Raw genomic sequence first — 14,660 nt, 5'->3', positions numbered from 1 at the left:
CCAGATGACTGAACGCACCCTGTCTCCCACTATCCTGATTGCCGACGACGATCCGGACGACCGGCTGATGATTCGCGACGCCTTCGCCGATCGCTGCCGCGACTGCCGGCTGTGCTTTGTCGAGGACGGCGAGGAAGCATTACGCTTCCTCGAGAACGCCCTGCACAAGCAGACGGCGGACTGCCCGTTACCGGATCTGATCCTGCTGGACCTCAACATGCCGCTGAAGGACGGCCGGGAAACCCTGCGGGAGCTGAAGGCCGATCCGCGCTTCCGCCGCATCCCCACGGTGATTCTCACCACATCGCACAGCGACGACGACATCGACGACTGCTATGACCACCACGCCAACTCCTACATCATCAAGCCCAATCGCTATTCGGAGCTGCTTGAGGTCGTGACTTCCCTGCAAAGCTACTGGATGGACACCGTCAACCTGCCGCCACAGAACCCGCACCATGAGTGAGACCGAGCCGAACCTGCAGATTCTTCTCATCGAGGATGACGAAGACGATTTTCTGATTACCCGGGACCTGCTGCAGGACGCCGGCCGGAAAGACGTGCAACTGACCTGGGCCGACTCCCTCGATGACGGCCTCGACGGCCTGCGCAGCGGCAGCTATGCCGTCGGCCTGGTAGACCTGCGGCTGGGTCCGGATTCCGGTCTCGACCTGATCCGCCAGGCCCGGGACGAAGGACTGACCACACCGCTCATCCTGCTGACCGGCCAGGGCGACGAGGACCTCGATAACCGCGCGGTGGAACTGGGCGCCTCGGATTACCTGGTCAAGGGCCGGCTCGATGGCCACGGCCTGATCCGCAGCATCCGTTATGCCATTGACCGCGCCCAGGCCACCGAGCAGCTGGCCACCAGTGAGGCCCATTACCGGCTGTTGTTTGATACCAACCCGGCACCTATGTGCCTGCTGGACACCGCAACCGACGCCATCACCTCGATGAACCAGGCGGCCCAGCAGCTCTATGGTTACCACGCCGACGACCTGCCCGGACTGACGCTGGATACGCTCAGGGCCGGCACCACGGGCCCGCTGGACAGCGAAGGTGTCATTGTCCGCAATGGCGGTCGCCTGGAATTCCACCTGACCCGTGCCGGGCGCCCCCTGTGCATGGAAGTCATCCCCCGGGAAATTGCCATCAACCAGCGCCCCCACCAGCTGCTGATGCTGACCGACCGGACCGAGGAAATCCAGAGCAACCGCCAGATGCGGCTACTCCAACGCGGTATCGAATCCACCTCCAACGGCATCGCGATTGCAGATGCGCTGAGCCCCGATATGCCGCTGATCTATGTCAATCCGGCCTTTGAGCGGATTACCGGCTACCGGGCGGAGGAAGTGCTGGGGCGGAACTGCCGCTTCCTGCAGGGCAGCACCAGCGATGCGGTCAACGATAGCGCATTGCAGGAAATTCGCCAGAGCATCGCCGAACAACGGGATGTTGCCGTTGTGTTGCGTAACTTCCGCAAGGACGGTTCGCCATTCTGGAATGACCTCTTCATCGGGCCGGTACGTAATGACCAGGGTCGGGTCACCCATTTTATCGGTGTCCAGAACGACATCTCCGACAAGAAATCTGCCGAGAGCGAACTGGCCTATAACGTCAGCCACGATGTGCTGACCGGGCTGCCCAACCGTTCCCTGCTGGAGGACCGGCTTACCCAGGCCTGCCAGTTTGCCGACCGTTACGGCCGCCAGCTCGCCCTGCTGTTTATTGACCTGGACGGCTTCAAGCTGATCAATGATTCCCTCGGCCACCGGATTGGCGACCGCTTGCTGGTGGAAGTGGCGCGCCGCTTGCGACAACTGGTGCGGTCCGGCGACACCGTCGCCCGCCTCTCCGGGGACGAGTTCATCGTGGTCCTGCCGGACCTGGCCAAGGCCGACGATGCGCTGCTGGTGGTGGAACTGGTCATCAACGAGATTGCCGCCCCCTACCGTATCGATGACCGCACCCTGCACCTGACCGCCAGCGTCGGTATCGCCACCGCCGGTGGCCACATCGACAACCCGATCGAACTGTTGCAGCAGGCGGACCTGGCCATGTACCGCGCCAAACAGATGGGCCGTAACACCTATCAGTGGTACTCCACGGAATTGAACGACGAGGCCAACAAACGGGTGATCCTGCGCAACGAACTGCAGGATGCCATCGATAACGACCAGCTCGCGGTCTATTACCAGCCACTGGTCGATGCCCGTACCAACGTCCCGAAATCCGTCGAGGCGCTGATTCGCTGGCAGCATCCGGAGCGGGGCGTGATCTCACCCCAGGACTTCATTCCGCTGGCCGAGGAAACCGGACAGATCAGCCCGCTGGGCCGCTGGGTGCTGGAGCGGGCCTGCCAGGACACCATCCGGATGCATGCCAGGGGGTTCCGTGACTGCACCGTATCGGTCAACGTATCACCGATCCAGCTGCGCAAATCCGGTTTTGTCGATGAGGTCAGCAGTGTGCTGCAGGCGTCCGGGCTGGCCGCCGAATTCCTCGAGCTGGAAGTGGTGGAGTCGGCCCTGCTTTACGATACGGCGGTAGTGGTCAAGGCCCTTAACGACCTGCGTGAACTGGGGGTACGGATTTCCATCGACGATTTCGGGACCGGCTTCTCCAGTCTCAGTTACATCAAGCTGTTACCGGCCAACAAGATCAAGATTGACCGCACCTTTATCAAAGACGTGATCAAGGATCGCAGCGATGCCGCGATCACCCAGGGGGTCATTTCCATGGCCCATCACCTGGGCCTGGAAGTGGTGGCGGAAGGGGTTGAAACCGAAGCCCACGCGGCCTTCCTGCGCAAACACCAGTGCGACCTGCTGCAGGGCTTTGCCTTCGCCCGGCCGCTGCCGTTCGACGAACTCATCCGCTATCTCAGTGAGGGCCGGAATGGCTACCCGGGCGCAACCACCGGTGAGGATGCGCCGCAACCGGCACAAACCCTGCTGCTGCTGGATGACGAAACCAACATCCTCCGCGCACTGACCCGGGTGCTGCGCCGCGACGGCTACCGGATCCTGTCCACCACCAGTGTCCGTGAAGCCTTTGAACTGCTGGCGGAAAACGACGTGCAAGTGATCATTTCCGACCAGCGGATGCCGGAGATGTCGGGGACCGAGTTTCTCAGCGAGGTCAAAGCCATCTATCCCGACACCGTGCGGATTGTGCTGTCCGGGTACACCGACCTGAAATCCGTCACCGAGGCCATCAACGAGGGCGCGATCTACAAGTTCCTCACCAAACCCTGGGACGACCAGCAGATCCGCAACCACGTGTTGCAGGCTTTCCAGCTGCACGCCGCGGGCAAGGGCTGAACGCCCCCGCCTGCGGCGGGCCAGGTTATCTGAATTCGCTCCGACGCCCCAGCGCAGCCCTAACGCAGCCCCAACGCCCGGGCATGGTGGTTGAGGTGGTCGTCGATAAAGGTCGCAATGAAGAAATAGCTGTGGTCATAACCCCGGTGCATCCGCAGGTTGATGTGGTGGTGGACCTTCTCGCAGGCGTCCGCCAGCGCATCGGGGTTGAGCTGCTGATCGAGAAACTCGTCCGCGGTGCCCTGGTCAATCAGTAACGGCAGGCGCTCACGGGCATAGGGGATCAGCAGGGTGGCATCCCATTCTTCCCAGGCCTCGCGGTCATCCCCCAGATAACCGGAAAACGCCTTGATGCCCCAGGGGCATTCGGTAGGGTTGGCAATGGGTGCGAACGCCGACACCGAGGCATAACGCCCCGGATTCTTCAGGGCACAGATGAGGGCACCGTGGCCGCCCATGGAGTGGCCACTTACCCCCCGCTGGTCAGTGAACGGCAATTCGCTCTCCAGCAGCGCGGGCAGCTCGCTGACCACGTAGTCATACATCCGGTAGTGACGGGACCACGGCTCCCGGGTGGCGTTGATATAAAAGCCGGCACCGCTGCCAAAATCGTAGCTGTCGTCCTCACCCGGCAGGTTAACTCCCCGCGGGCTGGTATCCGGGCACACAATAGCCAGGCCGAGTTCGGCGGCCCGCCGCTGCGCACCCGCTTTCTGCATGAAGTTCTGATCGGTACAGGTCAACCCCGACAGCCAGTACAGCACCGGAACCTTCCGCGGTTCCCGGCCCAGAGCCTGCGGTGGCAGAAAAACCGCAAACTCCATATCGCAGTCCAGCACCGCGGACCGGTGCCGGTAACGGCGGTGCTCACCGTCAAAGCTGACGTTGGTTGAGATAAGTTCCATGGCCACCTCGGTTGCTTGAGAGATCGCGGGGCCTAGTCGGCCTCGACAAATTTGGGTAATTCAATGCCGCACCCGGATTTTGCCAGCTCGGCCAGAATGGCGGTACGGGTGACGACGCCGATAAGCCGGTCATGATCGACCACCGGATAGACCTTCGGCTTGCCGGCACCGAGGTTCTGGGCAAGGTCAATCACCGCCATTTCGGGACCGACCGTCAGCGGTGAGCGGAACATCACGTCATCCACCGTGGGTTCACCTTCGCAATGGTAACTGCTCACCAGCAGCGAGTGGATGCAATCCTGTTCGGAGACAAAGCCGAGTACCTTACGGTGTTCATCGACAACGGGCAAACCGGTTACATGGTTGGCAAGCAAGGTCTTGACCACCCTGGTCAGCGGTGTGCCACAACGGATGGGTTCGATGTGGTTCCACATTACATCAGACACTTTGAGCGAACGCATGGTCAATCTCCTTCTGGTCCGGATCGGGCAGTTCACGCGGCCAGGGTTTACCGGCTGCAGATTTCCGATGGGTACCTATAACCATAGGCAATCCCGGCCGGAACAGGCAACGCAGAGGGTAAAAAAAATCCCGCGCTCCGGCTGCCACAGCCGGCTCATCGGACTTTTCCATTTACAGCTGAATATTAATGACTAAACTCAACGGGTTACGATAGCAAAAAGCTATTCCTGATGCGTCCGCAGGACGATCCATTACACCTTCCGGCCGCTTCGCGCCCGGAACCAACAGGAGAAACCATGGAAGCCATTCAAGCGTTCATTGGTGACATTAACGGCCTGGTATGGGGCCCGCCCATGCTGGTCATGATTCTCGGTGTGGGCCTGTTCCTCAGTCTCGGCCTCAAACTCATGCCGATCCTCAAGCTCGGCGCCGGCTTCCGGCTGATGTGGCAGGGCCGCCATGCCAGCAAGGACGATGCCAGCGAGGGTGAGATTCCGCCGTTCCAGGCGCTGATGACAGCGTTGTCGGCAACGGTAGGCACCGGCAATATCGCGGGGGTTGCCACCGCGGTGTTCCTCGGTGGACCGGGCGCCCTGCTGTGGATGTGGCTGACCGCCCTGGTGGGTATGGCCACCAAGTATTCCGAGGCCGTCCTCGCCGTCCGTTTCCGCGAAGTGGACGAGCGTGGTGCTCACGTTGGCGGTCCGATGTATTACATCCGCAACGGCCTGGGCAAGAACTGGGCCTGGCTCGGCGTACTGTTTGCCATTTTCGCGGCCATTGCCGGTTTTGGCATCGGCAATACCGTGCAGGCCAACTCGGTGGCGGATGTTCTGGAGGCCAACTTCCAGCTGCCACACTGGGTAACCGGCCTGATCCTGATGGTGCTGGTGGGCCTGGTGCTGATCGGCGGTATCCGCCGGATCGGCCATGTTGCCAGCGCCCTGGTACCGCTGATGGCGATTTCCTATGTCATTGCCGGACTGGTTGTACTGGCCATCAATGCCAGCGAGATTCCGGCCGCCTTTGCGCTGGTATTCAAGCATGCCTTCAGCCCGATTGCCGCCGAAGGCGGCTTTGCCGGCGCGGCGGTATGGGCTGCCATCCGCTTTGGTGTGGCGCGGGGTATTTTCTCCAACGAGGCCGGCCTCGGGTCGGCACCGATTGCCCACGCAGCCGCCCAGACCCGGGACCCGATCAACCAGGGCATGGTGGCCATGCTGGGTACCTTCATCGACACCATCATCATCTGTTCCATCACCGGTCTGGTGATCATCACCTCCGGAACCTGGACCTCCGGTGTGTCCGGTGCCGAGCTGACCTCCCTGGCCTTTGCCGAAGCCATGCCGGGCATTGGCAACTATGTGGTCGCCATCGCGCTGGCGGTGTTTGCCTTCACCACCATCCTGGGCTGGTCGTTCTATGGTGAACGCTGCGTTGAATTCCTCTTCGGCGTGAAAGCCATCACCCCGTACCGGGTACTGTGGATCCTGGCGATCCCCGTAGGCGCCACCCTCAATCTGGGTTTTGTCTGGCTGGTGGCCGACACCCTCAACGCGATGATGGCGCTGCCCAACCTGATCGCGCTGCTGCTGCTCAGCCCGGTGGTGTTCAAACTCACCCGCGAGCATTTTGACAAGCAAAAGAGCCTCGGCGTGCAAAAAGGGTAACGGGGACTCCCGGGGTTAGCCGGGGAAAACCCGGGCAATCGGCGGGGCGGGAAGGCGAGGGCAGATGAGACAGGTCATCGCCCTTGTGTTCCGGCCCCGTCATCCCCACTCATTATCGTATAGACTCAAAGCAGGTCCCGGCCCCGGGTCGGCACAGGCAACAGCGTGTTGTAACCCTCAACGATGTTGATCGAGCAAGGAGAAAGCACTATGAGTTTACGTCTTGGAGATACCGCACCGGACTTCGAACAGGATTCCAGCGAAGGCCGGATTCGCTTCTACGACTGGCTGGGTGACAGCTGGGGTGTGCTGTTTTCCCACCCGGCGGACTTCACCCCGGTGTGCACCACCGAATTGGGCCTGACCGCCAAGCTGAAGGATGAATTTGCCCGGCGCAACGTCAAGGCCATTGCCCTGAGCGTGGATCCGGTGGATTCCCACAAGGAATGGATCAAGGATATCGAGGAAACCCAGGGCTGTGTGGTGAACTTCCCGATCATTGCCGACGAAGACCGCACGGTTTCCGACCTCTACGACATGATCCACCCGAACGCCAACGACACCCTGACCGTGCGTTCGCTGTTTGTCATTGACCCGAACAGGAAGGTGCGCCTGATCATCACCTATCCCGCCAGCACCGGTCGTAATTTCAATGAAGTGCTGCGGGTTATTGATTCGCTGCAGCTGACCGATGAGCACAAGGTGGCTACCCCGGGCAACTGGGAGCGCGGCAGCGACGTGGTCATCGTGCCGTCCCTGCAGGACGAGGATGAAATCAGGCAACGCTTCCCGAAAGGTTACCAGGCGGTGAAATCCTACCTGCGGATGACACCGGACCCGAAGACCAACTGGAGCGGTGACTGATCACCATCCCGCAGTAAACCAAAGGCCGGCCAACCTGCGTTGTCCGGCTTTTTTTGTCGGTCGCCTTCGTCACCAGCCGGCCGGTACCCGGCCCTCACGGATCCGCTGGGGATGGTCACCCACATCCACCCGTGCCACTTCCGTCGCGGTACGGTAGGAAATCACCGACATCTGGTCGGTACCGCTCCAGGAAATGTAGCAGTAGTCGCCGGAGGCATCGGAGGTGACCCAGTAGGGCTTCGCCCCCAACCCGGTCAGCAACCGGTAACTGAAGGTTTCCCGGTCAACGATGGCCACATAGTCACTCATGGTGCCGGCCACGCACAGGGTGTCTCCGGCGCCATTCATCGCGATGCCGTGGTGGGCGGAATCATTGACGTAGAGCTCCTCCGGCAAGTCCGGCACCAGGTTTGGCAGCCGCGCCAGCCGGGTGACCACGCCCTGCTGCATGTCGTATTCAACAAAGCCGTGCAGAAACGACAACTGGAAGTAGAAAAAGCGCTCGTCGGGGGTATGGGCCATGGGCCGGATGGCCGGGCTCAGATCCTGATAACCGGCGGCACTGAGCTTTTCCGCAAAATCGAAGCGCTGGAGAATTTCCAGGGTCTCGGCATCCACCACCTGGAACACCCGCTCACCCTTGGTGAAGTCCAGCAGGTTGTTGTCGAGCGGGGTGAACACGTGGCCGATACTGGCATGGTAGATCTTCGAGCCGTCTTTGGAATAGACATTCTCGTGGGGCGAGTTGCCGGTCGGAAAACGGCCCAGCTCGGTACCGGTCTGCAGGTCGAGAATGTGGACCACGTTACCAGTGGAGGCGGACACCGCCACCCGGGTACCATCCGGCGAGATGGCCATGTGGTCGGAACGGTAACCCTCCACCCGGAAGCGCCAGGCGATCTGGCCGGTGTCGGTTTCAATCGCCACCACATCGCCAAAGCTGGGCCGGGACACGATCAGCAGGCGGCCATCGGGGCTGCTGTACATATCGTCGACGTATTGGTCATGGCCTTCCCCGATCAGGTAGCGGATCGCCTCGAAAAAGGCCAGTCGTACCGGGTTGAGGATAATCTCGGTCATCCGCTGGCGCTTGTCCGGGATGCCATTGATCCGGCCCAGCTTCTGGTAACTGCCGGCATCCACGACATCGATCGTGCCGTCCCAGTTGTTACCGACGAAGATCACCGCCCGGGTTACCCCGGGGTTGGTGTCACGGCTGTCGTTGGTGCCAAACCAGCCCGCCAGTACCGGTGGCGCGGCCAGGGCCAACAGTGTGCAAAGCAGCAGGGTGACCGGCCGTAACCGGCCAGGGTTGCGATTCATCCATGTCATATCGGGTATCCCCAGAGTTTGTTGTTTTTACTTCAGCGCACACTTGTACACTGAACAACCACGGGGATCTTTGACATTCTCGCCGGGCGGTCCGTCAGTTGGGTCAATACCGAGACTCGTCGCCCACAAAAAACCGGCTCGCGATGAGCCGGTTTTTCAGTAAGCCATGAAACCGCGGATCAGAACGCCGGTACCACGGCACCTTCGTACTTCTCGAGGATGAAATCCTTCACCGCCTGGGAGGTCAGGGCACCGGACAGCTTCTGCATGGCGGCGCTGTCCTTGTTGTCCGGACGGGACACCAGGATGTTGACGTAGGGCGACTCGGCACCTTCAATCAGCAGGGCATCCTCGGTCGGGTTGAGGCCGGCTTCGAGGGCGTAGTTGGTGTTGATCAGCGCCATGTCAACCTGGTTCAGGATGCGGGGCAGGGTGGCGGCTTCCAGCTCCTTGAAGTCGAGATCCTTCGGGTTCTCGGCAATATCCCGCGGCGTGGCAGTGATCTTGCTGGCATCTTCCAGCTTGATCAGGCCGGCCTGTTGCAGCAGCAGGAGTGCGCGGCCACCGTTGGTCGGATCATTGGGGATAGCAACCACCGCGCCTTCTTTCAGCTCATCAAGTGACTTGATCTTGCTGGAGTAGGCACCGAAGGGCTCAACATGGACACCTGTGACGGTCACCAGGTCGGTACCCCGGCCGGCATTGAATTCGTCCAGGTAAGGCTTGTGCTGGAAGAAGTTGGCGTCCATCCGCTTCTGGTCCACCTGGATGTTCGGCTGCACATAGTCGGTGAACACCTTGACGTCCAGCTCCACGCCCTGCTCCGCCAGCATCGGCTTCACGAACTCCAGAATCTCGGCATGGGGCACCGGAGTGGCGGCCACGCTCAGCTTGTCAGCGGCGTTGGCCGCGGAAAAAGTTGCAACGGCAGCCAGTGCCACCAGGGTTTTCTTGACGTTCATAGAAGCATTCTCCTGTTTGAATTATTTGCGGCTGAAATACAGCACCAGCCGATCCCCGGCCATCTGCAGCAACTGCACAAAAATTACCAGTAAGGCTACAGTAATCACCATGACATCGGTCTGGAATCGTTGATAACCGAAGCGGATGGCCAGGTCACCCAGGCCACCGCCGCCGATAACGCCGGACATGGCCGCGTAGGACACCAGGGTAATCGCGGTGACGGTAATGCCCGCGATGATGCCTGGCAGGGCCTCCGGCAGCAGTGCACCCAGGATAATCTGCCGCACGTTGGCACCCATCGCCTGGGTCGCCTCGATGATGCCGCGGTCCACCTCCCGCAACGAGGTCTCCACCAGCCGGGCGAAAAACGGCGCACCGCCGGCAACCAGCGGCGGAATGGCGCCGGCCACTCCCAGCGAGGTACCGATCAGCATCACGGTAAACGGGATCATCACAATCAGCAGGATGATAAACGGTACCGAGCGCAGCACGTTCACCACAAACGACAGGATGGCGTAGGCCACCGGCTGCTCCAGCAACTGGCGCTTGCCGGTGAGGAACAGCAGCACGCCGACCGGCAGGCCGATCAGCACACTGAACAGCAGTGACAGCCCCACCATCACCAGGGTGTCCCAGCTCGCCCAGCCAATCTCCGCCCAGTCCACGTTGGTAAACAATCCGTTCAGCAAGGCTTCCATCAGCGCAGTACCTCCACATGAACGTCGGCGGCTTCCAGCGCCTGCATGGCAACCTCCAGGTCTCCGCCGACCAGGGACAGGGTCAGCTGGCCGTAGGGGGTATCCTTGATGTGGTCGATCCGCCCGGACAGAATGCTGAAGTCCACACCGGACTGCCGCGCCACACTGCCCAGCAGCGGCCGGTAGGTGGATTCACCGCGGAAGGTGAGCCGCAGGATGCGGCCATCGGCATGGGCCAGATCCTGCTGCATCTCACCGCGATCGATGTTCTCGCTTTCAAACACGAAGTCCCGGGTGGTGGGATGCTGCGGATGCAGGAAGACATCGCTCACCGCCCCCATCTCCACCACGCGACCGGCGTCCATGACCGCCACCCGGTCACAGACCCGGCGTACCACGTCCATTTCATGGGTAATCAGTACAATCGTCAGCCCCAGCTCACGGTTGATGTCTGCCAGCAGCGACAGCACCGACTGGGTGGTCTGCGGGTCCAGCGCACTGGTGGCTTCATCGCACAGCAGGATGGTCGGCCGGCAGGCGAGGGCACGGGCAATACCGACCCGCTGCTTCTGGCCGCCGGACAGCTGGGAGGGGTACTTGTCCGCATGATCGGCCAGCCCGACCCGGGCCAGTAACTCGCTGACCCGGTCACGGATCTCACTCCGGGAGTAAATACCGGCCAGCTTCATCGGGAAGGCAATGTTGTCGGCCACGGTCTTGGATGACAGCAGGTTGAAATGCTGGAAGATCATCCCGACCTTGCGGCGAAAGGCCCGCAACTCGCCGGCGTCATAGCCGGTCACATTCTCGCCATCAATAAGAATACGGCCGCCCGTCGGGCGTTCCAGCAGGTTAATCAGACGCACCAGCGTTGATTTCCCTGCCCCGGAGTGGCCGACGATGCCGAAGACTTCGCCAGCTGCGATGGTCATACTGGTAGGATGGAGCGCGGGGATCGCCCGGCCCGCCACCTGGTATGACTTCTGGACCTGATCAAATTCAATCACGTGTGAGCCCTGTCAGCGCCTTGTGGGTGCAGCGTTAAAACCGGCCATTATAGACCAATTAACCGCCAAACCCGAGGGGAACCCTCTCGGGAGTTCCCCCTACACCGCGAGGGGCCCGGTGCGCTCACCTGCCACGGTAGCCACGGCCGGCACGCTGCCTCCGTCTACAGTTCGTACAGCTTGGTGACGTGAAGAATTGGCCCGGTGGGTGCACCGGTCGGCGAACCGCCCTTGGGCTCCAGGCTGATGGCCAGGGTACGGCTGCGACTGAGGGCCTCACGGGCGGCATCGGTGAGGGTCACCTGATAGATACCACCCACCGGCAAGACACCGAGGGACAGCGGATCACCCTGCTCCGGAACAATCCACAGCTCGTAATCCTTGCCCTGTTCGGGCTCCGCTGCCGCCACCGGCCGCAGTTTCAGGCGGTTGTCCACCGTGGTTTCACTGACCAGCCAGAGCGGATCGGCGACGTTCTGCTGGACAATCGCACCCGACAACTGCGGATAGGCAACCGGGGCCGGCTGGCGCACCAGCACCACCGCCATCACCAGCGCGGCGGCGGTAGCCAGCAGGCTCCAGCCCGGCCAGAACCAGGCGCCCCGGGGTGTTCTTGTAGGAGGTGTCGTGGTGCGGGCCTTCGCCGGATGGCCGCGGTCAGACCACAACCGCTGTTCAATCCGCTGCCACACCGCTTCCGGGGGCCGCTTCTCTTCCACTGCACCGGTGAGTTCACCGAGCCGCGTTTCCCAGAACCAGACCTCCTGGCGCACCCGCACCGATTCCATCATCCAGCGTTCGAACCGTCTGCGTGCCGGTCCCCGCAGGCTGCCCAGGACATATTCCGCCGCCAGGCTCTCTATCCGTTCCGGTGTCTTGTTCATCGCTCGAGGCACCTCTTGAGGGCGATCAGCCCGCGACGGATCCAGCTTTTCACCGTTCCAATGGGCGAACTGAGGGCTTCCGCCAGCTCATCGTGGGTAAAGCCCCGGTAGTAGGACAGCAGGATACTGTCGCGCTGCACCTCACTGAGTTCTTCCAGGCAACCGGTCAGTGCCGCCGAGCCGGCCTGGTGCAGAGACGCTTCCAGCGGGCCGTGGCGCTCGTCCTCCACATGTTCGAGCAGGTCGTCGCCCGCCGTCTGCCGCACCTTGCGGGCACGCATCAGATCGAGAGTCCGGTACCGGGCAATGGTCATCATCCAGCTCAAAGGGGCACCCCGTTCGCTGTGGTATTCACCGGCGTGGTGCCAGATCCGGATGAAAGCATCCTGCAGCGCTTCCTCCGCCAGCTCCTGCTGGCCCGCCAGCTTGAAACACAGCCCGTACATCCGCCCGGAAATCCGCTCATACAACTGCTGGAAGGCCTTGCGATTGCCCTGGGCGACCGAGCCCAGCAGCCGCATCAGCTCCTCCTGTTCCGCTTCCATCAACGCCATGGTGGTCCCGACTCCCTACCGGATAGTGGTGGATTCCACGCCCTGACGGTACCCGTCCCGGCGTGGTCTTACTGGTGGTGTTAAAGACTGTTACGACAAACCACGCTCCGGGGATGCGGAGGTTCCCGGTTTTTACGGGACTTGCTGTTTTTTTTTCACGGCGCTGCATCCGGAGGCAACACCCACCCGTTTGTTCTTCTGTACCACCAACCACAGATGAGGAATACGGAATGAACATCATGTTAAAGCGCTCCGCCCTCGTACTTGCGCTCGCCGGGCTGGGCATGACCGCCACCCTGAGCCATGGCTCCAGCCACCGGGAAGCGCCCTTTATCACCGAGATACCCAAGGTCGACGGCTCCGACTTCTACCTGTTCCGCAGTTACGAAGCCGGTCGTGAGGATTTTGTCACGCTGATCGCCAACTACCTGCCACTGCAGGATGCCTACGGCGGCCCCAATTACTTCGACCTGGATGCCGATGCCATCTACGAGATCCACGTCGACAATACCGGCGACGCGGTTGAAGACCTGACCTTCCGCTTCCAGCTAACGGACGTCACCAGTGACATCGAGCTGGACGTGGGCGGGGAAAAAGTGGCGATTCCGCTCAAGAATGCCGGCGCGATCGGCCCCGGGCCTGCCGATGTCGGGGCAGTGCAGCAACGCCAGACCTACAGCGTGAAGCTGGTGCAGGGCGATCGCCGTACCGGCTCGGTGATGGCCGTCACCAACAATGCCGACGGTTCCGAAACCTTCACCAGGCCGATAGACAACATTGGCACCACCTCCATCCCGGACTACCCGGCCTATGCCGCTGCCCATGTCTATGACATGGCCATTCCGGGCTGTACCGGTTCCGGTCGGGTGTTCGTCGGCCAGCGCAAGGACGCCTTTGCGGTTAACCTCGGCAAGATCTTCGATCTGGTCAGCATTCCACTGGCTGAGGCCACCAACGGCATACGGGACGATGGCATTGACGATCTCGCCGACAAGAACGTCACCGCTTTTGCCCTTGAGGTACCCACCGCCTGCCTGACCGGCAGCGCCCGCAGTGCCAGTGGTGACCCGGTGATCGGCGCCTGGACCACCGCCAGCATCCGCCAGGCCAGGGTTGTCAATCCGTCGCCCGGCGCCAACGGCAAGGGCGCAACCGTGGAAGGCGGCGCCTACGCCCAGGTCTCCCGCCTCGGCATGCCGCTGGTCAACGAAGTGGTCATCGGCCTGCGCGACAAGAATGCGTTCAACGCCAGCGAACCGAAGGACGACGGCCAGTTCGCAACCTACGTGACCAATCCGACGTTGCCCCAGCTGCTGCAGATTGTGACCGGCGAAGCGGTCGCGGAACCCCAGGTGTTTCCCCGGGTTGATCTGGTTGCCACCTTCCTGACCGGGCTGACCGTGACCGACGACACCGGTGCCGTGCTGTTCTCCAACCAGCCCGGTGGCGTACAGGCCTCCGACATGCTGCGACTGAACACCGCCATCGCGCCGGTTGACCTTGCCAGCCAGAACGATCTTGGCCTGGTGGCCGGGGACGCCGCCGGTTTCCCCAACGGACGGCGACCGGTGGATGATGTGGTGGACGTGGCACTGAACGCCACCATCGGCGCCCTGCTGCCCTTGTTCGGTGAAACCAACCCCAACGACGGCGTGTCCCTGGACGATGGCGCGGTCACCGACCAGACCCGACTACTCGACAGCTTCCCCTATCTGGGGCACCCGCTGGCCGGCTCAGTGACTGCAATGTAAGCGCAAGGAGAACCCCATGATCACACTGAAATGGCTGGCAGTAGCCCTGATTGGGTTGGCCGTCGCGGGTTGCGCGGACAGCAGCAACCACAGCGGCACCCTGAGTGCCGACTTCACGGTGTTCGTCAAGCAGCAGATCAACAACACCCGTGATGATCGCCAGGCGGTCGACCTCCGAAATGTGACGTTCCGGTTCAACGACCAGGACAACGAACAGGCCTATGACGATCTGTTCTGAGTCCAC

Annotated in this window: 14 protein-coding genes; 6 read left to right on the top strand and 8 right to left on the bottom strand. The window is 61.7% G+C overall.

Annotation, left to right across the window (positions count from 1 at the left end; all coding sequences use genetic code 11):
• The first annotated feature begins 4 nt into the window (after positions 1–4).
• Both CLH61_RS09405 and CLH61_RS09400 read left to right on the top strand, forming a co-directional pair.
• Positions 5–466, top strand: a complete 462-nt coding sequence (locus CLH61_RS09405) for a response regulator (RefSeq protein WP_099614454.1) — start codon at positions 5–7, stop codon at positions 464–466.
• Positions 459–3,326 carry an EAL domain-containing protein gene (locus CLH61_RS09400; protein WP_099614453.1) on the top strand — a complete coding sequence of 956 codons (2,868 nt, stop codon included), beginning with the start codon at positions 459–461 and terminating at the stop codon, positions 3,324–3,326. Before CLH61_RS09405 ends, CLH61_RS09400 begins: the two co-directional genes overlap by 8 nt.
• A gap of 59 nt (positions 3,327–3,385) precedes the next feature.
• Here the strand turns inward: CLH61_RS09400 and fghA are convergent, their stop codons facing one another.
• Positions 3,386–4,231, bottom strand: a complete 846-nt coding sequence (gene fghA, locus CLH61_RS09395; protein WP_099614646.1) for an S-formylglutathione hydrolase — start codon at positions 4,229–4,231, stop codon at positions 3,386–3,388.
• Positions 4,232–4,263: 32 nt separating this feature from the next.
• On the bottom strand, positions 4,264–4,692 hold the full coding sequence (locus tag CLH61_RS09390) for a CBS domain-containing protein (RefSeq protein WP_099614452.1): 429 nt from the start codon (positions 4,690–4,692) through the stop codon (positions 4,264–4,266).
• 297 nt (positions 4,693–4,989) lie between these two features.
• On the opposite strand from CLH61_RS09390, the gene CLH61_RS09385 reads away from it, so the two are divergent.
• Entirely contained in the window at positions 4,990–6,363 is a 1,374-nt protein-coding gene (locus CLH61_RS09385) for an alanine/glycine:cation symporter family protein (RefSeq protein ID WP_099614451.1), read from the top strand.
• Between the two features lie 210 nt (positions 6,364–6,573).
• Positions 6,574–7,227, top strand: coding sequence for a peroxiredoxin (locus CLH61_RS09380; RefSeq protein WP_099614450.1), 654 nt, complete (start codon positions 6,574–6,576; stop codon positions 7,225–7,227).
• Positions 7,228–7,296: 69 nt separating this feature from the next.
• Here the strand turns inward: CLH61_RS09380 and CLH61_RS09375 are convergent, their stop codons facing one another.
• The 6 genes from CLH61_RS09375 to CLH61_RS09350 form a co-directional block, all read right to left on the bottom strand.
• Positions 7,297–8,559 carry a YncE family protein gene (locus CLH61_RS09375; protein WP_211289092.1) on the bottom strand — a complete coding sequence of 421 codons (1,263 nt, stop codon included), beginning with the start codon at positions 8,557–8,559 and terminating at the stop codon, positions 7,297–7,299.
• 179 nt (positions 8,560–8,738) lie between these two features.
• Positions 8,739–9,521, bottom strand: coding sequence for a MetQ/NlpA family ABC transporter substrate-binding protein (locus CLH61_RS09370; protein WP_099614449.1), 783 nt, complete (start codon positions 9,519–9,521; stop codon positions 8,739–8,741).
• Between the two features lie 21 nt (positions 9,522–9,542).
• Entirely contained in the window at positions 9,543–10,220 is a 678-nt protein-coding gene (locus tag CLH61_RS09365; RefSeq protein WP_099614448.1) for a methionine ABC transporter permease, read from the bottom strand.
• A complete protein-coding gene (locus tag CLH61_RS09360; RefSeq protein WP_099614447.1) occupies positions 10,220–11,227 on the bottom strand; it encodes a methionine ABC transporter ATP-binding protein in 1,008 nt (335 codons plus the stop codon). The genes CLH61_RS09365 and CLH61_RS09360 overlap by 1 nt, the downstream gene beginning before the upstream one ends.
• 164 nt (positions 11,228–11,391) lie before the next feature.
• Positions 11,392–12,111: an anti-sigma factor gene (locus tag CLH61_RS09355; protein WP_099614446.1), complete on the bottom strand. Its 720-nt coding sequence runs from the start codon at positions 12,109–12,111 to the stop codon at positions 11,392–11,394.
• The gene (locus tag CLH61_RS09350; protein ID WP_099614445.1) at positions 12,108–12,665 is read right to left on the bottom strand and encodes an RNA polymerase sigma factor; all 558 of its coding nucleotides are present in this window, start codon (positions 12,663–12,665) and stop codon (positions 12,108–12,110) included. The genes CLH61_RS09355 and CLH61_RS09350 overlap by 4 nt, the downstream gene beginning before the upstream one ends.
• Positions 12,666–12,895: 230 nt before the next feature.
• On the opposite strand from CLH61_RS09350, the gene CLH61_RS09345 reads away from it, so the two are divergent.
• Together CLH61_RS09345 and CLH61_RS09340 are read left to right on the top strand one after the other, a co-directional pair.
• Positions 12,896–14,416: a DUF4331 domain-containing protein gene (locus tag CLH61_RS09345; RefSeq protein ID WP_099614444.1), complete on the top strand. Its 1,521-nt coding sequence runs from the start codon at positions 12,896–12,898 to the stop codon at positions 14,414–14,416.
• A gap of 16 nt (positions 14,417–14,432) precedes the next feature.
• The gene (locus CLH61_RS09340; protein WP_099614443.1) at positions 14,433–14,654 is read left to right on the top strand and encodes a hypothetical protein; all 222 of its coding nucleotides are present in this window, start codon (positions 14,433–14,435) and stop codon (positions 14,652–14,654) included.
• Positions 14,655–14,660 lie beyond the last annotated feature (6 nt).

Source organism: Marinobacter profundi (genome assembly GCF_002744715.1).
In the GTDB taxonomy this organism is placed as follows: Bacteria; Pseudomonadota; Gammaproteobacteria; order Pseudomonadales; family Oleiphilaceae; genus Marinobacter; species Marinobacter profundi.
This window is presented reverse-complemented; position numbering and strand designations above follow the sequence as displayed.

Coding starts and splice junctions, on each gene's coding strand:
- CLH61_RS09365 (WP_099614448.1), bottom strand. CDS start 10,220: ATGGAAGCCTTGCTGAACGGATTGTTTACCAACGTGGACTGGGCGGAG.
- CLH61_RS09345 (WP_099614444.1), top strand. CDS start 12,896: ATGAACATCATGTTAAAGCGCTCCGCCCTCGTACTTGCGCTCGCCGGG.
- CLH61_RS09350 (WP_099614445.1), bottom strand. CDS start 12,665: ATGGCGTTGATGGAAGCGGAACAGGAGGAGCTGATGCGGCTGCTGGGC.
- CLH61_RS09370 (WP_099614449.1), bottom strand. CDS start 9,521: ATGAACGTCAAGAAAACCCTGGTGGCACTGGCTGCCGTTGCAACTTTT.
- CLH61_RS09385 (WP_099614451.1), top strand. CDS start 4,990: ATGGAAGCCATTCAAGCGTTCATTGGTGACATTAACGGCCTGGTATGG.
- CLH61_RS09340 (WP_099614443.1), top strand. CDS start 14,433: ATGATCACACTGAAATGGCTGGCAGTAGCCCTGATTGGGTTGGCCGTC.
- CLH61_RS09400 (WP_099614453.1), top strand. CDS start 459: ATGAGTGAGACCGAGCCGAACCTGCAGATTCTTCTCATCGAGGATGAC.
- fghA (WP_099614646.1), bottom strand. CDS start 4,231: ATGGAACTTATCTCAACCAACGTCAGCTTTGACGGTGAGCACCGCCGT.
- CLH61_RS09405 (WP_099614454.1), top strand. CDS start 5: ATGACTGAACGCACCCTGTCTCCCACTATCCTGATTGCCGACGACGAT.
- CLH61_RS09355 (WP_099614446.1), bottom strand. CDS start 12,111: ATGAACAAGACACCGGAACGGATAGAGAGCCTGGCGGCGGAATATGTC.
- CLH61_RS09380 (WP_099614450.1), top strand. CDS start 6,574: ATGAGTTTACGTCTTGGAGATACCGCACCGGACTTCGAACAGGATTCC.
- CLH61_RS09375 (WP_211289092.1), bottom strand. CDS start 8,559: ATGACATGGATGAATCGCAACCCTGGCCGGTTACGGCCGGTCACCCTG.
- CLH61_RS09390 (WP_099614452.1), bottom strand. CDS start 4,692: ATGCGTTCGCTCAAAGTGTCTGATGTAATGTGGAACCACATCGAACCC.